At 61.9% G+C, this 23,447-nt stretch carries 20 protein-coding genes; 11 read left to right on the forward strand and 9 right to left on the reverse strand.

Annotated features, from left to right (window positions below; translation table 11 throughout):
• Nucleotides 1-5 precede the first annotated feature (5 nt).
• The 4 genes from M2497_RS29800 (at nucleotide 6) to M2497_RS29815 (ending at nucleotide 3,130) form a co-directional block, all read left to right on the forward strand.
• The gene (locus M2497_RS29800) at nucleotides 6-551 is read left to right on the forward strand and encodes a twin-arginine translocation pathway signal protein (protein WP_248485111.1); all 546 of its coding nucleotides are present in this window, start codon (nucleotides 6-8) and stop codon (nucleotides 549-551) included.
• A gap of 37 nt (nucleotides 552-588) precedes the next feature.
• Nucleotides 589-2,184 (forward strand): GMC family oxidoreductase, encoded by a 1,596-nt coding sequence (locus M2497_RS29805; protein WP_248485113.1) that lies wholly within the window; start codon nucleotides 589-591, stop codon nucleotides 2,182-2,184.
• A 114-nt stretch (nucleotides 2,185-2,298) separates the two neighbouring features.
• On the forward strand, nucleotides 2,299-2,778 hold the full coding sequence (coaD, locus tag M2497_RS29810) for a pantetheine-phosphate adenylyltransferase (RefSeq protein WP_003176711.1): 480 nt from the start codon (nucleotides 2,299-2,301) through the stop codon (nucleotides 2,776-2,778).
• Nucleotides 2,779-2,878: 100 nt separating this feature from the next.
• Nucleotides 2,879-3,130 carry a YfhL family 4Fe-4S dicluster ferredoxin gene (locus M2497_RS29815; RefSeq protein WP_003176712.1) on the forward strand — a complete coding sequence of 84 codons (252 nt, stop codon included), beginning with the start codon at nucleotides 2,879-2,881 and terminating at the stop codon, nucleotides 3,128-3,130.
• A gap of 122 nt (nucleotides 3,131-3,252) precedes the next feature.
• On the opposite strand, the gene mutM is transcribed toward M2497_RS29815, so the two are convergent.
• Nucleotides 3,253-4,065 carry a bifunctional DNA-formamidopyrimidine glycosylase/DNA-(apurinic or apyrimidinic site) lyase gene (gene mutM / locus M2497_RS29820; RefSeq protein ID WP_248485120.1) on the reverse strand — a complete coding sequence of 271 codons (813 nt, stop codon included), beginning with the start codon at nucleotides 4,063-4,065 and terminating at the stop codon, nucleotides 3,253-3,255.
• Between the two features lie 21 nt (nucleotides 4,066-4,086).
• Nucleotides 4,087-4,899 carry an HDOD domain-containing protein gene (locus M2497_RS29825; RefSeq protein ID WP_248488271.1) on the reverse strand — a complete coding sequence of 271 codons (813 nt, stop codon included), beginning with the start codon at nucleotides 4,897-4,899 and terminating at the stop codon, nucleotides 4,087-4,089.
• Between the two features lie 277 nt (nucleotides 4,900-5,176).
• On the opposite strand from M2497_RS29825, the gene M2497_RS29830 reads away from it, so the two are divergent.
• From M2497_RS29830 to M2497_RS29845, 4 genes are all read left to right on the forward strand, one after another.
• Nucleotides 5,177-6,373 (forward strand): class I SAM-dependent rRNA methyltransferase, encoded by a 1,197-nt coding sequence (locus M2497_RS29830; RefSeq protein WP_003195152.1) that lies wholly within the window; start codon nucleotides 5,177-5,179, stop codon nucleotides 6,371-6,373.
• A 125-nt stretch (nucleotides 6,374-6,498) separates the two neighbouring features.
• Nucleotides 6,499-7,689, forward strand: coding sequence for an MFS transporter (locus tag M2497_RS29835; protein ID WP_248485122.1), 1,191 nt, complete (start codon nucleotides 6,499-6,501; stop codon nucleotides 7,687-7,689).
• Nucleotides 7,690-7,917: 228 nt separating this feature from the next.
• Nucleotides 7,918-9,759: a dihydroxy-acid dehydratase gene (gene ilvD, locus M2497_RS29840; protein WP_248485124.1), complete on the forward strand. Its 1,842-nt coding sequence runs from the start codon at nucleotides 7,918-7,920 to the stop codon at nucleotides 9,757-9,759.
• Nucleotides 9,760-9,881: 122 nt separating this feature from the next.
• Nucleotides 9,882-11,291, forward strand: coding sequence for a surface-adhesin E family protein (locus M2497_RS29845; RefSeq protein WP_248485125.1), 1,410 nt, complete (start codon nucleotides 9,882-9,884; stop codon nucleotides 11,289-11,291).
• 22 nt (nucleotides 11,292-11,313) lie between these two features.
• Here M2497_RS29845 and M2497_RS29850 read toward each other — a convergent pair whose 3' ends face one another.
• The 4 genes from M2497_RS29850 to M2497_RS29865 form a co-directional block, all read right to left on the reverse strand.
• Nucleotides 11,314-13,773 carry a TonB-dependent siderophore receptor gene (locus M2497_RS29850; RefSeq protein ID WP_248485127.1) on the reverse strand — a complete coding sequence of 820 codons (2,460 nt, stop codon included), beginning with the start codon at nucleotides 13,771-13,773 and terminating at the stop codon, nucleotides 11,314-11,316.
• Nucleotides 13,774-13,904: 131 nt separating this feature from the next.
• The gene (locus M2497_RS29855) at nucleotides 13,905-14,852 is read right to left on the reverse strand and encodes a FecR family protein (RefSeq protein ID WP_248485129.1); all 948 of its coding nucleotides are present in this window, start codon (nucleotides 14,850-14,852) and stop codon (nucleotides 13,905-13,907) included.
• Nucleotides 14,849-15,382, reverse strand: coding sequence for an RNA polymerase sigma factor (locus M2497_RS29860; protein WP_248485130.1), 534 nt, complete (start codon nucleotides 15,380-15,382; stop codon nucleotides 14,849-14,851). Before M2497_RS29860 ends, M2497_RS29855 begins: the two co-directional genes overlap by 4 nt.
• A gap of 206 nt (nucleotides 15,383-15,588) precedes the next feature.
• Nucleotides 15,589-16,587: a haloacid dehalogenase-like hydrolase gene (locus M2497_RS29865; RefSeq protein ID WP_166794295.1), complete on the reverse strand. Its 999-nt coding sequence runs from the start codon at nucleotides 16,585-16,587 to the stop codon at nucleotides 15,589-15,591.
• Nucleotides 16,588-16,887: 300 nt separating this feature from the next.
• Between M2497_RS29865 and M2497_RS29870 the strand changes: the two genes are divergently transcribed.
• On the forward strand, nucleotides 16,888-18,279 hold the full coding sequence (locus M2497_RS29870; protein WP_248485132.1) for an L-cystine transporter: 1,392 nt from the start codon (nucleotides 16,888-16,890) through the stop codon (nucleotides 18,277-18,279).
• Nucleotides 18,280-18,365: 86 nt separating this feature from the next.
• Here the strand turns inward: M2497_RS29870 and M2497_RS29875 are convergent, their stop codons facing one another.
• Nucleotides 18,366-18,878, reverse strand: a complete 513-nt coding sequence (locus M2497_RS29875; protein ID WP_248485134.1) for a dihydrofolate reductase — start codon at nucleotides 18,876-18,878, stop codon at nucleotides 18,366-18,368.
• Between the two features lie 69 nt (nucleotides 18,879-18,947).
• Between M2497_RS29875 and M2497_RS29880 the strand changes: the two genes are divergently transcribed.
• Nucleotides 18,948-20,318, forward strand: a complete 1,371-nt coding sequence (locus M2497_RS29880) for a DUF2868 domain-containing protein (protein WP_248485135.1) — start codon at nucleotides 18,948-18,950, stop codon at nucleotides 20,316-20,318.
• A complete protein-coding gene (locus M2497_RS29885; RefSeq protein ID WP_248485137.1) occupies nucleotides 20,311-21,678 on the forward strand; it encodes a DUF3482 domain-containing protein in 1,368 nt (455 codons plus the stop codon). The genes M2497_RS29880 and M2497_RS29885 overlap by 8 nt, the downstream gene beginning before the upstream one ends.
• Here the strand turns inward: M2497_RS29885 and M2497_RS29890 are convergent.
• Both M2497_RS29890 and M2497_RS29895 read right to left on the reverse strand, forming a co-directional pair.
• Nucleotides 21,675-22,229: a phosphonate degradation HD-domain oxygenase gene (locus M2497_RS29890; RefSeq protein WP_248485138.1), complete on the reverse strand. Its 555-nt coding sequence runs from the start codon at nucleotides 22,227-22,229 to the stop codon at nucleotides 21,675-21,677. The two genes, M2497_RS29885 and M2497_RS29890, sit on opposite strands and share 4 nt — an antisense overlap.
• Complete coding sequence (locus M2497_RS29895; protein WP_248485140.1) at nucleotides 22,229-23,362, reverse strand: TIGR03364 family FAD-dependent oxidoreductase; 1,134 nt, start codon at nucleotides 23,360-23,362, stop codon at nucleotides 22,229-22,231. The genes M2497_RS29890 and M2497_RS29895 overlap by 1 nt, the downstream gene beginning before the upstream one ends.
• Nucleotides 23,363-23,447: the final 85 nt, after the last annotated feature.

Below are 23,447 nucleotides of genomic sequence, written 5' to 3' on the forward strand. Positions count from 1 at the left end.
TAACAATGAACCCTAGCCTGACTGATTCACCCGCGCTGTCGCGGCGCGGCGTCTTGAAGATTGGCCTGTGCGCCAGCGCCTTCCTGGCGACCGCCGGGTTGGGCGCCAGCCTCAGCGGTTGCTCCAGCAGCACGCCGGCCAGCGGTTTCGCCATGCTGCGCAGCAGTGACCTGCCGTTCCTGCGCGCGGTGATCCCGGTGCTGCTCGAAGGCGTGGCCAGCGCCCAGGAAGTTGCCAGCGGGATTGAAGACACCCTTAAGAAGCTCGACTACAGCCTGCAACACCTGTCGCCGGAGATGTTCAAGCTCACCCAGCAACTGTTCGACGTATTGGGCATGGGCGTTACCCGTGGGCCGTTGACCGGGATCTGGGGCAGTTGGGAAAACGCCAGCGGCGAGCAGATACGCAACTTCCTGCACCGCTGGGAAAACAGCTACCTGAACCTGCTGCGCATGGGCCAGGGCTCGCTGCTCAAGCTGGTGATCATGGCCTGGTATTTCCAGCCGGCGTCCTGGGCGCATTGCGGTTACCCCGGCCCACCGAAGATTTGATTCGGCCCCCCCCCCATAAAAACAAGAGACGACCCTGATGCCCGTACCCGACCTGTTCCGCGACGGCATGGCCCGTGGCTGGAAAACCCACAATGGCGCCGCGCTCGATAACGACCTGACCCTGGAAGCCGATGTGGCGATCATCGGCAGCGGCGCCGGTGGCGGCACCACTGCCGAGATTCTCAGCGCCGCCGGCTACAAGGTGCTGCTGATCGAAGAAGGCCCGCTCAAGACCAGCAGTGACTTCAAACTGCTGGAAGACGAGGCCTACGCCAGCCTGTACCAGGAAGGTATCGGCCGCATGAGCAAGGACGGCGCCATCACCATCCTGCAAGGCCGGGCGGTGGGCGGCACCACGCTGATCAACTGGACGTCGAGCTTTCGCACCCCGGACGCCACCCTCGCCCACTGGGCCAGCGAATACGCGGTGAAAGGCCACAGCAGCGCCGAGATGGCACCGTGGTTCGAAAAGATGGAGCAGCGCCTGGGCATCGCACCGTGGGCCATCCCCCCGAATGCCAACAACGATGTCATCCGCAAAGGCTGCGAAAAGCTCGGCTACAGCTGGCATGTGATCCCACGTAACGTGCGCGGCTGTTTCAACCTGGGTTATTGCGGCATGGGCTGCCCAGTCAATGCCAAGCAGTCGATGCTGGTGACGACCATCCCGTCCACCCTGGAAAAAGGCGGAGAGCTGTTGTACCTGGCCCGCGCCGAGCGCCTCCTCTATAAAGGCGACGCTATCAGTAGCCTGGAATGCGTGGCGATGGACGAGCGTTGCGTGGCGCCTACCGGACGCAGGATCACCGTGAAGGCCAGGCATTACGTGCTCTCCGGCGGCGGCATCAACAGCCCGGCGCTGCTGATGCGCTCGGATGCACCCGACCCGCACTCGCGGCTAGGCAAGCGTACCTTTCTGCATCTGGTGAACTTCTCCGCCGGGCTGTTCGACGAGGTGATCAACCCGTTCTACGGCGCGCCGCAGTCGATCTATTCCGATCACTTTCAATGGCAGGACGGCACTACCGGCAAAATGTCCTACAAGCTGGAAGCACCGCCCCTGCATCCAGGCTTAGCCAGCACCTTGTTCGGCGGCTATGGCACGCAGAACGCCTTGGACATGAGCCAATTGCCGCATACCCACGCCATGCTTGCGCTGTTGCGTGACGGTTTTCACCCCGACAGCCAGGGCGGCAGCGTGGATTTACGCGGTGACGGTACGCCGGTGCTCGATTATCAGGTCTCCCCCTATGCCTGGGACGGCCTGCGCCGGGCGTTTCACAGCATGGCCGAGATCCAGTTCGCGGCGGGCGCCAAGTCGGTCAAGCCGCTACACCACGACGCGCGGTTCGTGAACACCTTGGCCGAGGCACGCCGTGTGATTGACGGGTTGAACCTGGAACTGCACCGAACCACGCTAGGCAGCGCCCATGTGATGGGCGGCTGCGCCATGGGTGAAGACCCGAAAAACGCAGTGGCCGACAGCCTGGGTCGCCATCACCAGTTGCGCAATCTGTCGATCCACGATGGTTCTCTATTCCCCACCAGCATTGGGGCCAATCCACAATTATCGGTGTACGGTTTGACCGCCCAACTGGCGACAGCGTTGGCCGAACGTCTGAAAACAGCGTGAAAAAACACAGTATTCGCCGTGTCTATAGTGCTTTCTTCTGCATAAGTTGACTTTCCCGACCGGGACGGCTGCGATACCATCCGGTTCCCCAACGGACTCCGCCAGGACGACGCGATGAACCGAGTGTTGTACCCAGGTACCTTCGACCCGATTACCAAAGGCCATGGCGATCTGGTCGAACGTGCCTCACGCTTGTTCGACCATGTGATCATCGCGGTCGCAGCCAGCCCCAAGAAAAACCCGCTGTTTCCCCTGGAACAGCGCGTGGAGCTGGCGCGTGAGGTCACCAAACACCTGCCCAATGTGGAAGTGGTGGGCTTTTCCACACTGCTGGCGCATTTCGCCAAGGAGCAGAATGCCAATGTGTTCCTGCGCGGCCTGCGTGCGGTGTCGGACTTCGAATACGAATTCCAGCTGGCCAACATGAACCGCCAATTGGCGCCGGACGTGGAAAGCTTGTTCCTCACGCCGTCGGAGCGTTATTCGTTCATTTCCTCGACGTTGGTTCGTGAAATTGCCGCTTTGGGCGGAGATATCACCAAGTTCGTGCACCCGGCCGTGGCGGATGCACTGACCCTGCGCTTCAAGAAATAAGCCCCCAATCGGCGCCTGCTCGCACTGCGGGCGCCAATGCGGCACAATTGCGCGCATTAGTTTTCAGATGCCTTGGCTGACAGCCCTGGCAGGAGTTTCCATGTCCCTGATCATCACCGACGATTGCATCAACTGCGACGTCTGCGAACCCGAGTGCCCGAACGCCGCAATTTCCCAAGGCGAAGAGATCTACGTGATCGACCCGAACCTGTGCACCCAGTGCGTCGGCCACTACGACGAGCCTCAGTGCCAGCAAGTGTGCCCGGTGGATTGCATTCCGCTGGATGAAGCCCATCCAGAGACGCAAGAGCAACTGATGGAGAAGTACCGCAAGATTACCGGTAAGGCCTGACCCACCTTTAGCGCCTGTCATGACCTCATCGGGGGCAAGCCCCCTCCCACATTTGGATTGCGAACACTTTCACTGTGGGAGGGGGCTTGCCCCCGATGGCAATATCAGCAATCACCCATCAATCAGCTCTGGCACTTAGGGCAAAACACACTCGCGCGCTGTCCCAGCACCACATTGCGCAACTCGCTGCCGCAGACCTTGCACGCCTCGCCGCCCCGGCCATAGACGAACAGTTCCTGCTGGAAGTAGCCCGGTTGCCCGTCGCCGCCGATAAAGTCGCGCAACGTGGTGCCGCCACGCTCGATGGCAGCCGCCAGCACGCGCTTGATCTCGATCGCCAGCTTCAAATAACGTGCTCGTGAGATACCGCCGGCCTCGCGACGCGGATCGATCCCCGCCGCAAACAGCGCTTCTGTCGCGTAGATATTGCCCACACCCACCACCACCGCGTTGTCCATGATGAACGGCTTCACCGCCATCGACCGCCCACGGGACAGCTGGAACAGACGCTCACCGTCAAACAGGTCGGTCAGCGGCTCCGGCCCCAGGCGGATCAGCAGTTCATGGTTGTGGGGGTCCTGGCTCCAGAGCATCGCGCCAAACCGCCGAGGGTCGGTGTAGCGCAAGGCCAGGCCGGACTCCAGTTCGATATCCACATGCTCATGCTTGGCCGCTGGCATGCCAACCTCTACCAGGCGCAAGTTGCCCGACATGCCGAGGTGGCTGATCAAGGTGCCCACTTCGGCATTGATCAACAGGTACTTGGCCCGCCGCTCCACCAGCACGATGCGCTGGCCGGACAGGCGCACATCGAGGTCTTCCGGGATCGGCCAGCGCAAGCGTCGCTCGCGCACCACCACGCGGCTGACCTGCTGGCCTTCCAGGTGCGGCGCGATCCCGCGCCGGGTGGTTTCGACTTCTGGTAACTCGGGCATGTGTACCTCTTGAAGGAAGGATCAGTGGGCGCCCAGTTCGCGGATCGACAACTTCATGCTCTCGAAGTCGTAGTCCGACAGCCCCACGTAATCCAGCACCAGGTGGCCGATGGCGTTCCACTCATGGTCCACCGCCTGGTTACCCAGCACGCGGTAGGACGAGCAGATGTGCTCGGCCATTTTCAGGATCGCCAGCAGGTTCTTCAATTGCGAATTGCGCGCTGACTCATCACTGAAAATCGCCAGGGCGTTGTGGTGGTTGGCGATGGCGTCAGTCACATGCTGCGGCAGGCGCCAGGATTTCGCGGTGTAGTAGCCAACCACCGCATGGTTGGTGTTGAACGCGTTGTTCTCGGTATCGACCACGCGGCAATCGGGGCCGGCATTTGCATACGCCTGCTCCAGCACCGACATGTAGTTGGGGAAGCGCTTGAGCATCAACGGCACGCCACAGTCGTGGAACAGGCCCAGGGCATAGGCCTCGTCCACCGCCTGGGCGCCGGTGCGCTTGGCCAGGGTGAGGCAGGTCATGGCCACATCCTGGGCGGTGTCCCAGAAGCGGTTGAGGGTGACGATGGTGTCGTCGCTCATCTCGCCTTTGATCGACAGCGCATTGATCAGGTTGATGATCGAGCGGCTGCCCAGCAGGTTCACCGCGCGCTGGATCGAAGCGATCTTGTTACTCAGGCCGTAATACGACGAGTTGACGATCTTCAGCAACGCGCCGGACAGGCCCGGGTCCTGGGAGATCAGCCGTGCGATCACTTCCAGGTCCGGATCGGGCATGTATTGCTCCATCTGCAAATCCACCATGATTTGCGGCTGGGGCGGCACGCTGATGCCTTGCAGGGCCTGTTGGATCTGTTCGGCGGAAAGCTCTTGGGACATAAGTACACACTCTGGGCTAGGCGGGGATTCTAACCCCTAAGCAAACCTGACCGACACCCAAATGCCCGATTGAAACCGGACTAAATGTGGGAGGGCGCTTGCTCCCGATGGCATCACCGCCGTACGTCAGATACACCGCGCCGCCTGCATCGCGGGCAAGCCCACTCCCACATGAACCGCGCCGCAACAGGTATACTCCCGCTCTTTTTTCCGGAGCGACGTCATGTCCCTGCCAAGCCTGCGTCTCAAAGCCAACGCCGATCGTCGTTTGCGCAACGGCCACCTGTGGGTCTACAGCAACGAAATCGACGTGGCCGCCACCCCACTCCACGGCTTCCAGGCGGGCGACCAGGCCATCCTCGAAGCGGCCGGCGGCAAGACCCTGGGCATCGTGGCCATGAGCCCGAACAACCTGATCTGCGCCCGCCTGCTGTCGCGCGATATCAAGTTGCCGCTGGACAAGTCGCTGCTGGTGCACCGCCTGAACGTCGCCCTGTCGCTGCGCGATCGCCTGTTCGACAAGCCGTTCTACCGCCTGGTCTACGGCGATTCCGACCTGTTGCCGGGCCTGGTGGTCGACCGTTTCGGTGACATCCTGGTGGTGCAGATCGCCTCGGCGACCATGGAAGCGCATAAAGAAGACGTGATCGCCGCCCTGACCCAAGTGCTCAAGCCAAGCGGCATCCTGTTCAAGAACGACTCCGCCGCGCGCGACGCCGAAGGCCTCAACCGCTACGTCGAAACCGTATTCGGCCTGGTGCCGGAGTGGGTGGCGCTGGAAGAAAACGGCGTGAAATTCGAAGCCCCGGTAATCCAGGGCCAGAAGACCGGCTGGTTCTACGACCACCGCATGAACCGCGCCCGCCTGGCCCCGTATGCCAAGGGCAAGCGCGTGCTGGACCTGTACAGCTACATCGGCGGTTGGGGCGTGCAAGCCGCAGCCTTCGGCGCCAGCGAAGTGTTCTGCGTCGACGCCTCCGCCTTCGCCCTCGACGGCGTGGAGCGCAACGCCGCGCTGAACGGCTTTGCCGAGAAGATGACCTGCATCGAAGGCGACGTCTTTGAAGCGTTGAAAGAACTGAAAGCCAGCGAAGAACGCTTCGACGTGATCGTCGCCGACCCGCCGGCCTTCATCAAACGCAAGAAAGACATGAAAAACGGCGAAGGCGCTTACCGCCGCCTCAACGAGCAAGCCATGCGCCTGCTCAGCAAGGACGGCATCCTGGTCAGCGCGTCGTGCTCCATGCACCTGCCGGAAGACGACCTGCAAAACATCCTGCTGACCAGCGCCCGTCACCTGGACCGTAATATCCAGATGCTGGAACGTGGTGGCCAGGGTCCGGATCATCCGGTGCACCCAGCGATTGCCGAGACGCGGTATATCAAGAGCATTACGTGCCGGCTGTTGCCGAATAGCTGATGCCGTTGGCCTGTAGGGGCCTCCGGGTTCCTACAGGCTTTCAGGAAGTTTCGCCCCGCACCAGGTTTTGACTTTCCTCTGCTCAGGCTCGATCCTCGACCCCCTCACGGAATCGAGGCTCGCCCATGTCAACGGCAATCACACAGGCTGAAAAACCTTTCATTGTTTTCTGGCTGATGACCATGACCCTACTGGGCGTCTTCCCGCTTGACGTCGTGCTGCCCTCCTTTCCCGCCCTGGCGGAACACTTCTCCACCTCCACCACCCAGGTCGCCCGCTCGGTCAGCCTGTTCGCCATTGGCTTTTCCTGCGCCATGCTGTTGATCGGCCCGCTGTCCGACAGGATCGGCCGCAAGAAGCTGCTACTGGCCAGCATGCTCGTCGCAATCATGGGTGCGGCCGGGTGTTTAACCGCCAGCACGACCGCCCAATTCCTGTTCTTTCGCGTCATCCAGGCCATGGGTTGCGGCGGTTTCATACTGTCCCAAGCGTTGGTGCAGGACCTTTTCTTCGGCAGAGAACAAGAGCGGTTGCGGATCGCCATGGCTACGGCCGGGGGAATTTTCATTTCGGTTTCCCCGCTGCTGGGCGCGTGGCTGCAACTGCACGGGGGGTGGCAAGCCAGCTTCTATGTGTTTATAGCGCTCTGTGCAGCCACCCTGATCATGGCTCACCGGCTACTCCATGGCGGCTTGCCTCAAGCGGCACCAAGCCGCCAAAGCATGTTCAAGGCCTACACCAAGGTCTTCGCCAGCCGGCACTTCGCCAGCTATGCCACGATCTCCGCGATTACCTTCGCCTGTCATTTCTCGTTCATCGTTGTGTCACCGCTGATTTTCATGGACCAGTTGCAGCTGACGCCCCACGAATACTCGTTGACCCTGCTCCTCTACGGCGCCGCTTATGTACTGGGCGGTGTCAGTGCGGGCTTCTTGCACAAGCGACTACCGGCCGCGACCCAGATGGCCACCGGGCTGGTGCTGATCGCGATCTCGGGCATCGTCATGCTGGTCCTCGCCTATCAGTTCGGCTTATCAACCCCGACCGTGCTGGTGCCCATGCTGCTCTGCACAGCAGGCACGACCATCACCCGCCCCATTTCCAATTCCAAGGCCATGAGCTTGTTTCCGGACAATGCAGGGACGGCGGCCTCAGCGGTGGCGGCAGTGCTATTCATTGCCGGTGGTCTTATCAGTGCATTCATCAGCACCTTTACCCACCATCTGAGTACCGCGCTGGGTCTGTGCTTTCTGATGCTGAGCGCCGTCGCCCTGGCCCTGAACGCATGGGCGCGGCGTCACCCGCACGTCCCGTAGCCGCTATCTTCACGGTTTCGGTCATTCCCTCCCGCCGCCAGCGGTGTAGAATCGGCCCTATTCATCGCCAGTCATCCCCCGGCGGGTTTATGAGCTCGAGGCCCAAGCACGCGGCGATCCCGCGACGCGAGTGGCAACTTCCGGACACACGGCCATTTTTCGGGTGTTCCAGTAGTGAAATAGAAGCTCACTCCCCTTTAGTACTTGATTAGCCGCCCGGAGTGCTCCATGCCAGATTACCGCTCGAAAACATCCACCCACGGCCGCAACATGGCCGGCGCGCGCGCACTGTGGCGTGCCACGGGGATGAAAGATGACGACTTCAAGAAGCCGATCATCGCGATTGCCAACTCGTTCACCCAATTCGTACCCGGCCACGTCCACCTCAAGGACCTGGGCCAGCTGGTCGCCCGCGAGATCGAACGCGCCGGCGGTGTCGCCAAAGAGTTCAACACCATCGCCGTGGATGACGGCATCGCCATGGGCCATGACGGCATGCTGTATTCCCTGCCGAGCCGCGAGATCATCGCCGACTCCGTGGAGTACATGGTCAACGCCCACTGCGCCGACGCCATCGTGTGCATTTCCAACTGCGACAAGATCACCCCCGGCATGCTGATGGCCGCCCTGCGCCTGAACATCCCGGTGATCTTCGTGTCCGGCGGCCCGATGGAAGCCGGCAAGACCAAGCTCGCTTCCCACGGCCTCGACCTGGTCGACGCCATGGTCATCGCCGCCGATTCCAGCGCTTCTGACGAGAAGGTCGCGGAATACGAGCGCAGCGCTTGCCCAACGTGCGGCTCGTGCTCCGGCATGTTCACCGCCAACTCGATGAACTGCCTGGTGGAAGCCCTGGGCCTGGCCTTGCCGGGCAACGGCTCGACACTGGCCACCCACAGCGACCGCGAACAACTGTTCCTGGAGGCCGGCCGCACCATCGTCGAGCTGTGCAAGCGCTACTACGGCGAGAACGATGAGTCGGTGTTGCCGCGTAACATCGCCAACTTCAAGGCGTTCGAGAACGCCATGACCCTGGACATCGCCATGGGCGGTTCCACCAACACCATCCTGCATTTGCTGGCCGCCGCCCAGGAAGCCGAGATCGCGTTTGACCTGCGCGACATCGACCGCCTGTCCCGCCACGTGCCACAACTGTGCAAAGTTGCGCCGAACATCCAGAAGTACCACATGGAAGACGTGCACCGCGCCGGCGGGATCTTCTCGATCCTTGGCTCGCTGGCCCGTGGCGGCCTGCTGCACACCGACCTGCCGACCGTACACAGCAAATCCATCGCCGAAGGCATCGCCAAGTGGGACATCACCCAGACCGACGACGAAGCCGTGCACACCTTCTTCAAGGCTGGCCCGGCCGGTATCCCGACGCAAACCGCATTCAGCCAGTCGACCCGTTGGGACACCCTCGACGACGACCGTGAAAACGGCTGCATCCGCAGTGTCGAGCACGCCTACTCCCAAGAAGGCGGCCTGGCCGTGCTGTACGGCAATATCGCCCTGGACGGCTGCGTGGTGAAAACCGCCGGTGTGGATGAGTCCATCCACGTGTTCGAAGGCCGCGCCAAGATCTACGAAAGCCAGGACAGCTCGGTTCGTGGCATCCTCGCTGACGAAGTGAAGGAAGGCGACATCGTGATCATCCGCTACGAAGGCCCGAAAGGCGGCCCGGGTATGCAGGAGATGCTGTACCCGACGTCCTACCTGAAATCCAAGGGCCTGGGCAAAGCCTGCGCCTTGCTCACCGACGGCCGCTTCTCCGGTGGTACCTCGGGCCTGTCCATCGGCCATGCTTCGCCGGAAGCCGCGGCCGGTGGCGCGATTGGCTTGGTGCAGGACGGCGACAAGGTACTGATCGACATTCCAAACCGCTCGATCAACCTGTTGATCAGCGACGAAGAACTGGCGGCACGCCGGGTCGAGCAGGACAAGAAAGGCTGGAAGCCGGTGGAGAAGCGTCCGCGCAAAGTCACCACCGCATTGAAAGCCTATGCCCTGCTGGCCACCAGTGCCGACAAGGGTGCGGTGCGTAACAAAGCGATGCTCGACGGCCTGTAAGCCTCGCCCATGAAAATGCCCCGCCAAGTGCGGGGCATTTTTTTGCCTGGCGTTCTGACGCTGTAGTTTTTCATACGCCGGCCGATAACAGGCGCATCTGTATTCTCAAGGACCTTACCCGCATGGATGCTCGCTCTTCCGCTCTACGCCCAGCTGCATGGGCGCTTTCCCTATTGGCGTTGGCCGGTTGCAGCTCGCTGCAAAAGCCTCAGGTGGACCCAGGCCTGGCACTCTTCAACGAAGCCATGACACTGCCGGCGCTCGACTACACCATCCTGCGCAACGGCGACAGAGTCGCGTACTCCGTCGATTTGCAGCAAAACCCGATCTCTGTGCAGTTCGACGCCTATTGCACACAAGGTCCTGGAAGGATGCTCTACCCCACGCGCACGGGCCTGCGGGCATTTACTCCCTCACCGGCAACAGGCGTCGACCTGCCGGCGGCACAGGCCCAACAACTGCAGCAAAGCGCTCAATTGCAGAGCGTATGCAAGGCACGTCCCGTGCCCGACTGGCGGGTGCTGCAAACCTCTGCCGATCAGGGCTGGCTGCTGATCGACCGTAACAGCGTGCAGCAGCAAGGCAGTCAGATATCCGCCTGGGTCGCACAGGATTACCTGCACTATCAGGTCGCCAAGAACGCATCGTTGTTTACTCAACGGCAGGAGCGGCTGACCCTGGATTGCACACAACGCACCATTACGTTGATGAGCCAGTTCAACCTCGATGAAACGCGCCAGATGATCAACGGCGAAATCCGTCGACAATTCAAGCCGCAAGCCTTGGAGCAAGCTTCCGGCGAACATGCCCAGCTCTTCAAGGCTCTGTGCCAGGCGCCGATGGAGCTGGCCCAGTTACCCGCTTTCAAGGCGCGCCAGGCATTGCCACCCGCTGCCAGCGCAACGAATGCCAACCCAGCCGTACTGGCGGCCATCCGAGCGCTCGGCCTGCCTGCGCCAACCCGCACCCTGAGCGAGCTGGCCTACGACTATGACGCCGTGCTCTTCAACAACACCCGCGTGGGCGACCAGACCAAACAGACATTCATCAGTGTCGACAACGCATCGGGTCAGACGCTGGTACAAACACGCGACTCGGCACTTGGCTTTAACCAGGAGCTGACCTTCCAAGGCCTGTTTGATCTGGACAGCCAAGGTCTGGACCGCAAAACCGGCAGTGACAAGGTGAAGACCCGCCTCTTGGTTGGCCTGAGCTTTCAAGGCGATTGGCGTAACTTGCCCCTCGCCAGTGAGGTGGGCTACACCCAGACATGGTCAAAATCCATCAACCCCGATGGCAGTCCTTCGCCAGAGAACAGCGAGCCAAGAACCGTGACCTGCAAGGTCGCTCGGGAAATCCCGGCTGCCACCCTCACCCCGGACCTGAAGGGACAAGCCAAGGTACTCGACTGCGTTCAGATGAAAGGTTGGACTTATCAGGCAGCCTACCTGAGCGACTATGGGCTGTTCATCAAACTGCATGAGAACGCGTTGGTTGCGCAATGGAACTGGCATTTGAAATCGGTGAAGTGACCCCTTGTATAGGCGCCGGGTTCTAGAACTGCGGCTTGTACGTCACGCTGAACATCATGTTTCGCGGGTCGCCGAAGTAGTTGTTGCCTACCAACTGGCTGTAGGACGGGATGTAGTAACGCTTGTCCAAGAGGTTGTTGAAGTTCACCGCCAAGGTGACTTCATCACTGGCATCGTAGGCGACTCGGGAATTGAAAATTGCAAAGCCGGCCTGGCCAAAGTTGCGGTCAAAGCTGGTGGTCGCCGTCTGTGCATTGACCCCTGCACCCAGGCTGACACGGTTGAAATCCCCCGGTAGTTTGTAATCGCCCCAGATCCGCAGCATGTGCTTGGGCACCGCCGTACTGAAGACCTTACCCTTCAGTTCGGTGTCTTTCAAAAACACCGTGGTGTTGTAGGTATAGCTACTGCTGACCTGCAAACCCGGCGCCAATTGGCCGCTGACCTCAGCCTCCAGCCCCTGGCTGCGCACCTTGCCCGAGGCGGTGGAGCAGTACCAGCCACTGCAGGCGTTTGGTCCATCGATATCGGTGCTGAAGTCAGTGACGGCGCGGTTTTCGTGGATATAGCGGAACAGCGCAAGGGATGTATTGAGACGTCCATCCAGCAACTCCCCCTTGATCCCCACCTCATAGTTGCGCCCTTCGATCGGCGGCAGACCGGTCTTTTGCTGGGTCAACTGGGTTTGCGGGATGAACACCTCCGCGTAGCTGCCATACACCGACCACTGGTCGTCCAGTGCGTACACCAGGCCCGCAAAGGGTGTGACCTTGCCATTGCTCTTGACCGAGTTTTTTTCACCACCCTCCTGATACTCACGGGCATAGTAGTTGTCTTGGTCGAAGGCGAAGTCGTACCAACTGGTACGAGCGCCGAGGATCAATGTCAGAGGCTCCGTCAGGTTGATCCGCCAGGTGCCGTAAAGACCTTTTTGGGTGATGTCATAGGTGCTCAAGGCCAAGTTGGCGCGATCAGCAATGCTGTTATAGGTCGGTTGTGGTCGGTGATGGTCGATGGCACCGATATCGGCTCCCGGCGTGAACGCACGGGCATAGCCGTCATCCGTGTTGTACTTGGAATAGTTGCCCCCCAGCACCAGGCTCTGCTTGAACGACAGCGCTTCAAAATCTCCGCTGACATAGGCGTCGAACCCGCGGTTCTTGCCATAGAAATCTGTGGAGTAGTCAGCGTAGTTACCGCTGCGCGTTGAGCCGACCGGCACCGCACCCACGATAAATTGATAAGTGGCTTCATTGGATTCATTCATCGCCAGCGCGGAGGCGTTGAATTTCCAGTGATCGTTAAAGCGGTGCTCAAGATCCAGGTATACCGCCGTCTGATCGTTGAACGAGCGGTTCCAACTTGCTCCCGTATAGGTCGAACGTGACACATCCAATGCACTGCCATCGGTGTGACGCGGCAAGGCGATCAAATACGGACGGCCATGGCTCTTTTTATTGCTGAAACCGACCCCCAGGGTCGTGTCATCGTCCAAGTCGAAGTCCAGCGCGCCGTACACGGTCTGCTCCCAATTCCACACGTAGTCGGTGAAGGAGTGGCCCTTCTCATAGTTGACCACGGCGCGGCCACGGATCGTCCCGGCCTCGTTCAATGGGCCGCCCACGTCCGCCTGGGACGCATACCGGTCCCAACTGCCAGCCTTGGCGCTCAAGGTTACAGTCGGTGCAGCCTGGGGACGCTTGCGCACCAGATTGATTGCCCCGCCCGGGCTGTTGGCGCCTTGCAGCAGGCCAGCAGCACCACGCAGGACTTCCATGCGGTCGTAGATCACCATGTTCTCGGTGATGTAGCTACCCAACGCATACACGTTACGGGGTACCGGCACGCCATCGTATTGCAGCGATTCAATCTCGAAGCCACGCGCAAACATGAACATCCCGGGCCCTGGCGACTTGACCGACGCCATGCCCGGCACCGCTTCAATCGCTTGGGTCAGGGTGGTTATGTTCTGGTCATCCATCGCTTTGCGGGTCAGCACACTGACCGATTGCGGGATGTCCTTGAGCTTTTGCGTGCCCTTGCCGATGGTCACGGCTCCGGTGGTGTAAGAACCGCTGCCTTCGGTGGTCGTCCCCAAGTGGTCAGCGCTGATGGTGGTGGCGCCGACTTCGAGGGCACTGCCAGTGTCTACGCGCTTTTCCAGGGTGACGGTGTCGGCATTGATGAACGCCGCGCTCAGCCCTGTACCTCCCAGCAGCAAGCCCATTGCCTCGCGCTGCCCCAAGTGACCGCTGACACCTGGCGACACCAGCCCCTGGGTCAACTCACCATTCACCAGCACCTGCACCCGTGTCACCGCCGAAAATGCCGCCAGCGCACCGTCCAGGCTCTGCCCCGGAATGTCGAATCGGTAGGTCTGGGCCTGGGTGGTTTCGGCGGCCTGCAGGTACAGCGGCGCAGTGCCGCAGGCCATGGAAATGGCCAGTGCCAGCAAGGGCCGTGCGGCGAATCGGTGTGCCATGGATAGTGCTCCCCGGTGCAAAAAGTCTGTGATCGGCGCCGCACTACTTGAGAGTGCTTACTATTTACGCCTCAGTGATCAAGGACGATGGCTTGCGGGGAAACCCTGAAAATATTTTGCAAAAGTTGCCGCTAAGAGGCTTTGCCTTCGCGCAACACCAGTAAATACGGGGTGTAGCGCTCAGCGCGCAGGTTGAGGGTGTATTCCAGCGCTTTGATCACGGCCTCGGGTTTGTCGATCTCGAACACGCCGGACACCACGCGATTACGCAGCGAATCGCCCAGCACCAGGGTCGTGCCAGGCCAGTAGCGGTTCAACTCGCTGACCACTTCCGACAGCGGCTGTTGGCGAAACACCAGTTGTCGCTGGCGCCAGGCAAAACCGCTGGCCGCATCGAAACCGTGCACCTCGGCAAGGCGCTCGCCCTGATATTCCACGGCCCGTCCCGGCTCCAGGTAGACCGGCTCACCGGCGCCCGCGCTGACCTGCACCTTGCCCTGCGCCACTTGCACGCGCGTCTGCGCATCCCGCCTTGCCACGCTGAACTGGGTGCCGACCACCTTCACCCAGCCCTCGCCGGACTGCACCACGAAGGGCCGCGCCGGGTCTTTGGTCACGCTGAAAAAACCTTCCCCGCGCAACAGGCGGATCTGACGCTCACCGCCGCTCATGCGTACCTGAACAGCACTGTCAGTGTTGAGCTGCAACTGGGAGCCATCGGCCAACTCGACCGTGCGCGACTCGCCGGTGCCGGTGGCATAGTCCGCGCGCAGGCGGTCGAGCCAGGGCGTGTGCTGCACGGTCAACCCAACCGTCAGCAGCACCGCAGCGGCATAAGCCCAGCGCCGCGCGGGTTTGCGCCACGCGGCCTGCTCGGCGCGGCGGATCAGCCGTGCCGGTTCACGCAAACCACCGAGCATCGCCTGCACTTCCTGCCAGGCGTCGTCCTGGGGCTGGCCCTGCCCGAGCCAGGCGGCAAAGGCGTCCATCTCGGCCGGGGTCACGTCCTCGGCCTGCAAGCGGAAATACCAGGCGGACGCTTCTTCGAACAACACGTCGACAGGGGGTAACGCAGTCATGACCGACGTCCTTGTGTGTCGCAGGCGAGCCGCGTCTTGATGTAGGCGCGGCATTCAATCAAGGCGCGACGCAGTTGGTATTCCACGCTGCGTGGGGTGATCGACAGGCGTTCGCCAATCTCGCGGTAGGAAAGTTCGTCGACATGATAGAGCAGGAAGATCTGCCGAGTCGCTTCGGGTAACGCCAGGATGGCGTCCTGCATCAGTCGCTCCTGCTGGTAGGCGGCCAGTTGTTCGTCGGCACCGGGGTTGCCGCACGGCAGCTCTTCGCTGGGCTCGCCGGCATCCAGGCGCTCACGGCGGATGGCCTGGCGCTGGTGATCGCGCACCAGGTTGCTGGCGATGGTGAAGAGGAAGGCTGGCAGGTTGTCGATCTTCTCGCCGGAATCCAGGCGTGCCAGGCGCAGGAACGATTCCTGGGTCAGGTCGGCGGCCACCTGAGCGCTGCCGGTGCGGCGGGTGACGAAGGCTTCGAGGGCTTTCTTCTGCTCCGCGAACAGGCGCGCGATCTGCGAATTCCAGGAGGACACAGCACTACCTTGAGAAGAACCGAGGGTTCAGGAAGTGCGCACGCTAGCAGAGGATGAGATTGGCTCGCAATTGATATCTATTTTTGCTGTGACCTTTGGGGTGTCAATCAGATAGCTATCGGGGGCAAGCCCCCTCCCACAGTTGACCGAGTTCACACTGTCGAAATGTGGGAGGGGGCTTGCCCCCGATCAAAGCCACCTCGGACTTATTGGATTTCGTCAGGCTTGACGATCACCCAGTTCTTGTCCGCCGTTACCGGCAACCCTTCCTTGGCCTGCGCCGCCGCGTGCTTGGCGATCATGCCGTTGAGTTGGGTCATGTACTTGTCCTTGCGGTTGATCCACAAATGCACGCCGCCCTTGGCCACGTCTACATCGTGAAACAGCATGTAGCCATCGCTGGTCGGGGTGTCGCCACCCACCAGTACCGGCTTTTTCCATTCGTCGATGTAAGTGAGGATCGCTGCGTGCTTGCCGGCCATCCAGGTCGCCGGGGTCCACAGGTAGGGCGTGAGTTCCAGGCCGAGGTTGGCCTTCTCGTCATATTTGCCGGCGGTGATCTGTTTGCGCGCGGTGGTCAGCTCGCCGGTCTTGCGGTCCTTGAGCAGGGTGGTCACGCCGATGACGTTCTCGGGTTTGACGTTGTAGCCGTACTTCGGATCAGCGGCGACCATGCGCACCAGCTCTTCGGAAGCGGCGGTCATCACATACACCTCGATGCCGTTTTCCATCAGCTTGTTGTACAGCTCGGCCTGACCGGTGAAGACTTTCGGCGGTTGCACCTCGGACTTTTTAACCGCGTCACCTTCGAAATAGGTGACGGGCACGGGCTTGCCGGAGGCCATCAGCTCATCAACCTGCACTTTGAGTTCCTTGAGGGTGAACCCCGAGAACACCTGGGCGACCCACGGGTAGCAGACCATGTCGTCCACTTCGCAGAGGCGGTAGTAGTAGCTGAACAGACTTTCCTTATGGTCGGCGGTGTCTTTGAACGGCATAAGCTTGAGCGACGGATCAAGGCTGTCGCGGGTGATCAGGCCCTTGTTTTCCATGTAGGGCAGCAGGGACTCTTCGAGGTCATAGCGGTAGCTGGTGTTGTCCATGTCGAACACCGCGAAATTGCCCTTGTTGGCGTTGGCGGCGATCATTTTGTTCAGTTGCTCGGCGGCCGGGGCCGGCCAGTGTTTCAACTCGGTGGCGGCCATGATTGGTCCGGCAAGGCCAATGCACAGCGCGGCGGCAAACAATCTCGAAGCGAGCTTCATATGCGTTTCTCCCTGAGTGAAAAACATCGACGCTAACAAATCCCTGTGACAGTTATCGCCCGAGCACGACCGCTTGCGTCGTGATCGCGCCAACGGCATGTGCCTGGGCGTCAAAGGCTTATTCCAAAAACGACAGTCACCATTCCATATCGGTATTAAATCAATATATTTCAAGCTGTTAGGCTTTCCGGTTCGCAATCGCAGGCTCGCGCGATTGGCTGCCTTCTCAACGGAGCTTCAATGAATCTGCCCCTGATTCTCAACTTACTGGTGTTCGTGGCCCTGTTGCTGGGCCTGGCACAAACCCGTCGCACAAACTGGAGCCTGGCCAAGAAGGTGCTGTTTGCCCTCGTCCTTGGCGTGGTGTTCGGCACCGTGCTGCACACGATCTACGGTGACGGCAACCCGGTACTCAAGGCCTCCATCGGCTGGTTCGACCTGGTCGGTAACGGTTATGTGCAATTGCTGCAAATGATCGTGATCCCGCTGGTATTCGCGTCGATCCTCAGCGCCGTGGCCCGCCTGCACAACGCTTCGTCCCTGGGCAAGATCAGCTTCCTGACCATCGGCACACTACTGTTCACCACCGCGATTGCGGCGCTGATCGGCATCGCCCTGACCAACCTGTTCGGCCTTACCGCCGAAGGCCTGGTGGCCGGCACCCAGGAAATGGCGCGCCTGCAAGTGATCCAGAGCGATTACGCGGGCAAGGTCGCCGACCTGAATATCCCCCAACTGCTGCTGTCGTTCGTGCCGGCCAACCCGTTCGCCGACCTGGCCCGGGCCAAGCCGACCTCGATCATCAGCGTGGTGATTTTCGCTGCGTTCCTGGGGGTCGCGGCGCTGCAACTGCTCAAGGATGACGTGGAAAAAGGCCAGAAAGTCCTCAACGCCATCGACACCCTGCAAGCCTGGGTAATGCGTCTGGTGCGCCTGGTAATGAAGCTGACGCCGTATGGCGTATTGGCGCTGATGACCAAAGTGGTCGCCGGTTCCAACCTGCAAGACATCATCAAGCTCGGCAGTTTCGTGGTGGTGTCGTACCTGGCCCTGGGCCTGATGTTCGTGGTGCACGGCCTATTGCTGTCCCTGGCCGGGATCAACCCGCTGCGCTTCTTCCGCAAGGTGTGGCCGGTGCTGACCTTTGCCTTCACCAGCCGCTCCAGTGCGGCGGCGATCCCGCTGAGCATTGAAGCGCAGACCCGCCGCCTGGGCATCCCGCAATCCATCGCCGGGTTTGCTGCCTCGTTTGGCGCGACCATCGGCCAGAACGGTTGCGCCGGTCTTTATCCTGCGATGTTGGCGGTGATGGTCGCGCCTACCGTGGGCATCAACCCGCTGGACCCGCTGTGGATCGCGACCCTGGTGGCAATTGTGACCTTGAGTTCGGCAGGCGTTGCTGGCGTGGGCGGTGGCGCAACCTTCGCCGCGCTGATCGTACTGCCGGCCATGGGTTTGCCGGTGTCACTGGTGGCGCTGCTGATTTCCGTAGAGCCACTGATCGACATGGGCCGTACGGCGCTGAACGTGAACGGTTCGATGACGGCAGGTGCGATCACCAGCCAGGTCATGGGGCAGACGGATAAGGCGTTGTTGAATGCGGATGAGCATGCGGAATTAGCGCAAGCCTGATAGATAGCAATCGGGGGCAAGCCCCCTCCCGCACTTGACTGGGCTCACACGGTCAACATGTGGGAGGGGGCTTGCCCCCGACGCTTTTAGGCTTTTTCCCAGACTTCGAAGTTGTACGCCGGCTTATCACCTTCAGCTGGATTCTCCAGATTGGAAACCAACTTCCACTGGCCCCGATCAAACTCTGGAAACCAGGCATCCCCCTCCGGGCTCAACGCCACCCGCGTCAAATACAGGCGATCCGCCTGCTCCAGCCCCTGCGCATACAACTGCGCACCGCCAATCAGCATCAGCTCGTCAACACCTTGCGCCGTTGCCCATTCCTCAGCGCGCTCCACCGCGGCCTCCAGAGACGGAAAAACTTCCGCACCTTCCAGCGCCAGATCGGTCTGACGGCTAACCACCAGGTTCAAGCGCCCCGGCAGCGGTCGGCCCAGGGAATCCCAGGTCTTGCGCCCCATGATGATCGGCTTGCCGAGCGTGGTGGCCTTGAAGTATTTGAAATCCCCCGGCAAATGCCAGGGCATGCTGTTGTCGACGCCGATCACACGGTTTTCACCGAGAGCTGCGATCAGGCTTAAAGGGAGAGTTTTTTTCATGGCGACGAGAATACCAGAGCCCCGAGCCAGGGGTTATGCTCCAGGCTCACAAACACGACAGGACAACGCGTGACTCCTCTGCACACTCTCTGGCTGACAGAAACCGTGCGCCTGCGCGAAGAACACGCCGGCCCCCTGGAAGACCTGGAAGCCAATCGCCTGGCCCGCTCGGCAGGTGGCGATCTGCCGACGCGTATCCAGCAGCGTGCCCTGCACCTGGCCGAGCGCGATGGGCTCACGACCGCCCTCACCCGCTGGTTGCAAGGCGCACGCCTGGCGCTGGTGCTGCTGGCGGTCATCGCCGTGATCAGCGGCGCGGGCCTGGCCTTTGCCGCGCTGGGCAACGGGCTGGTCCCGGTGAATGTGTTCTGGGCCTTGGGCAGCTTGCTCGGCTTGAACCTGATCCTGCTGATCAGCTGGGCCTTGGGCCTGCTGTTTGCCGGTGAACACAGCGCCAGCCTCGGGCGACTGTGGTTATGGCTCAGCGAAAAACTCGCCCGTGACGCAAAGGCTGCGCAGTTGGCGCCTGCACTCCTGCTATTGCTGCAACGCCAGAAACTCAATCGCTGGGCCGTGGGTGTGCTGGTCAACAGCCTGTGGTTGTTGGCGTTGCTCAGCGCCCTGGTGATTCTTCTTACGCTACTCGCCACCCGCCGCTACGGCTTCGTGTGGGAAACCACCATCCTCGGCGCCGACACCTTCGTCGCCGTGACCCAGGCCCTCGGCACCCTGCCCGTGCTGATGGGCTTCAATGTGCCGAGCGTCGAGATGATCCGTGCCAGCGGCGATTCCGCGCTGAATATCGAAAGCGCCCGCCAAGCCTGGGCCGCATGGCTGGTGGGCGTGCTGCTGGTCTATGGCCTGTTGCCACGATTGATCCTCGCCCTGCTGTGCCTGTGGCGCTGGAAGCGTGGGCGCGCCGCGCTGCGCCTGGACCTCAACCTGCCCGGCTACAGCCAATTGCGCGAGCGCCTGATGCCGAGCAGCGAGCGCCTTGGGGTCAATGATGCCGCGCCCGAACAACTGCATCACGTCAGCGGCGGCGTCAGCGAACTGCAAAGCGACGGCGCGCTGCTGGTCGCCATCGAACTGGACGACCAGCATTCCTGGCCGCCCAAACTGCCGCACAACGTGAAGAACGCCGGCGTCCTCGACAGCCGCGAATCGCGTAACAAACTGCTGGAGCAACTCACGCGCTTTCCGCCCGCCCGCCTGGCCATCGCCTGCGACCCGCGCCGCTCGCCGGATCGCGGCAGCCTGGCGCTGATCGCCGAACTCGCCCGCAGCGCCACCGCCACCCGCGTATGGCTGCTGCAAGCGCCGCCCGGCCAGGCCCTGGACGCCGAACGCCTGGGCGACTGGCATGCCGCGCTGCAGCAGCTTGAATTGCCCTTTGCCAACTGCGCGCCGCTGAACTGGCTGGAGACCGGTCATGACTAAGCCCCTGAAACTCGCCGTGGTTGGCCACACCAATGTCGGCAAGACCTCGCTGCTGCGCACCCTCACGCGAGACGTCGGTTTCGGCGAAGTGTCCCATCGTCCCAGCACCACACGGCATGTGGAAGGCGCGCGCTTGTCGGTCGACGGCGAAGCCTTGCTGGAGCTGTACGACACCCCCGGCCTGGAAGACGCCATCGCCCTGCTCGACTACCTGGAACGCCTGGATCGCCCCGGCGAACGCCTCGACGGCCCGGCCCGCCTGGCGCGCTTCCTGGAAGGCAGCGAAGCGCGCCAGCGTTTCGAACAGGAAGCCAAGGTGCTGCGCCAACTGCTCGCCTCCGACGCCGGCCTGTATGTGATCGACGCTCGCGAGCCGGTACTGGCCAAGTACCGCGATGAGCTGCAAGTGCTGGCCAGCTGCGGCAAACCGTTGCTGCCGGTGCTCAACTTTGTCAGCAGCAGCGACCACCGCGAGCCGGACTGGCGCGAAGCCCTGGCCCGGCTTGGCCTGCACGCGCTGGTGCGCTTCGACAGCGTGGCACCACCGGAAAACGGCGAACGGCGCCTGTATGAAAGCCTGGCCCTGCTGTTGGAAAACGCACGACCGCAATTGGAACGGCTGATCCTGGATCAAGAGGCGCAGAGCCAGGCCCGTCAGCAAAGCGCCGCCCGGCTGATCGCCGAATTGCTGATCGACTGCGCCGCCTGCCGCCGCAGTGTGGTCACCGAAGATGAGCAACACGCCATCGGCGACCTGCGCAAAGCCGTGCGCCAACGTGAACAAAAGTGTGTGGAGGCGCTGCTCAAGCTGTTCGGCTTCCGCCCGCAGGATGCCGCCGCCAGTGACTTGCCGCTGCTGGACGGGCGCTGGGGCGACGACCTGTTCAACCCGGAAACCCTCAAGCAACTCGGCGTGCGCGTCGGTGGCGGGATCGCCGCAGGCGCGGCGGCGGGTGCTGGTGTGGATCTGTTGGTCGGCGGCCTGACCTTGGGCGCCGCCGCCCTGGCCGGTGCCATTGCCGGCGGCGCGCTGCAAACCGCGCGCAGCTATGGCAGCCGGTTGCTGGGCAAGATCAAAGGCCAGCGCGAGCTGACCGTGGACGACAGCGTATTGCGCCTGCTCGCCCTGCGCCAACGCCAGTTGCTCAAGGCCCTGGACCTGCGCGGCCATGCGGCGATGCACAGCATCAAGGTCGACACGCCTCAGGACAAGACCTGGCGCGAAGGCAAGTTGCCGGACGCGTTGCACAAAGCCCGCGCCCATCCGCAATGGTCGTCGCTCAACCCTCACCCCAAGCTCAGCCAGGCGGAGCGCCAGGAACAGGTCGAAGCACTGGCCCGGCGCCTCGACGAAACCTAAGCCGCCAGCACTTGCCGCGCCTTGGCCTTGAGCACCTCGAGGTCGAGCACCGGCACGTGCATTGCCTTGGCCTGTTCGTCCCAATGGCGCATGCGCAGGCTGATCTCGCAGAGCGGGTCTTGCTCAAACGCCCGCGCTTCTTCCTGGGTCATTACACCGCCCTGGTACCCGAGCGTACGGCGACTGGCTTCGCTCAGGCAGGCGTAATAGTCCGGCTGGCTGAAGGTCAGGTAGCGCTTGGCTTGCACGTGATATTCCACCAGCTTGGCCATGCGCTCGCTGAAGCCTGCACGACGCAGGTAATCGGCGCCGAGCCGCTCATGGCTGACCACGCCATAGCCGCCCATGTTGTCGTTGCCCTCGCCGCACAGGTGCCCGATATCGTGGAAAAACGCCGCCAGCACCACTTCATCATCGAAGCCTTCGGCCATGGCCAACTGCGCCGCCTGGGACATGTGCTCGATCTGCGACACCGGCTCGCCAATGTAATCCGCCGTGCCGTGTTGCTCGTACAAGCCGAAGACTTCGTCGATGGTCTGTTCAGAGGTCATCACGCCGACCCCCACAAGGTTGTGATATTGCGTTCGGCCATCGCCGGCCCCACGCTCATGCCCACACCGGTGTGCATCAACGCTGCACTCACACCCGGCGCCGCTCGCAGGAACGAAAACGGCGCCGGCCCGCGCGAGCCGTACACACCCTGCCAGCGCTCCACCACCTGGATCTTGCAGCCCAGGGTCTGCTCGGCCAACTCGATCATCCAGTCATCCACCTGCTCGGCATTGAACGGCGATGCATCGCTGCCGTAGTCATGGGAGTCACCGATGATCAGTTCGCCATGGGGCGTGGGGCTGATCAGCAAATGGATGCCGTGTTCGTGCAGGTGTGGCGCTTCACGCAGGATCTGCGCCTGGATCGGCGGCGCTTCCGGGAGATCGGCGAAAGCGCCGTAGTGCACGCAGCTCAAGCCGGTGAGCAAGGCGTGTTGCAGGTTCAGGTTCACCGCTGGCCGCGCGCGCAGCATTTGCAGGCGACAGATGCTCGGGTTGAGTTCGGCCATCGCTTCGGCCAGCAGGGTCTGGTAGTCGTGGCCGGAGCACACGATGATCTGTTCAGCGCGAAAGCTGCCTGCCGTGCTGTGCAACTGGCCCGGTTCGACGTCGCGCACCAGGGTGGAGAAGTAGAACTCCACGTTCAGCTCTTGCGCCAGGTAGTTGATCAGCGCCGGGATCGCTTCACGCGAATACAACTGCTGGTCATCCTTGCCGTGCAACGCGGCGCGGTGATGGCGGAACTGGCCGCCGTACAGGTCCTTCATCGCGGAGCCTTGCAGCAACTCGACGTGGTAGCCGTGCTCCTGCGCACGGCCAGCGCAGAACGCTTCCAGTAGATGCTCTTCGGCTTCGGTACGGGCGAACAGGTATGAGCCGTTGCGCTTGAGTTGCAGCCCGGCCACCTGCGCCCAATGGCCCCAGATTTCGCGGCTTTCTCGCGCCAGGTCGAGCATCGGCCCAGGTGGTTGACCGGTCACCAGGGCCTGGCCGAAGTTGCGCACCGAGGCGCCCAGCGGCGTGGCGCTGCGTTCGAAGACCTTGACCTTGAGGCCGCGCCTGGCGGCGGCAAAGGCGTGAGACAGGCCGAGGATGCCGGCGCCGATGATCAGCAGGTCGCTGTGGTGTGTCATATCGTGATGTCCTGTTTTGCAGACCGCCATCGGGGGCAAGCCCCCTCCCACACTTGAAAGTGTTCACAGTTCAAAATGTGGGAGG

It is taken from the genome of Pseudomonas sp. CYM-20-01 (assembly GCF_023169845.1).
GTDB classification, from domain to species: domain Bacteria; phylum Pseudomonadota; class Gammaproteobacteria; order Pseudomonadales; family Pseudomonadaceae; genus Aquipseudomonas; species Aquipseudomonas azotoformans.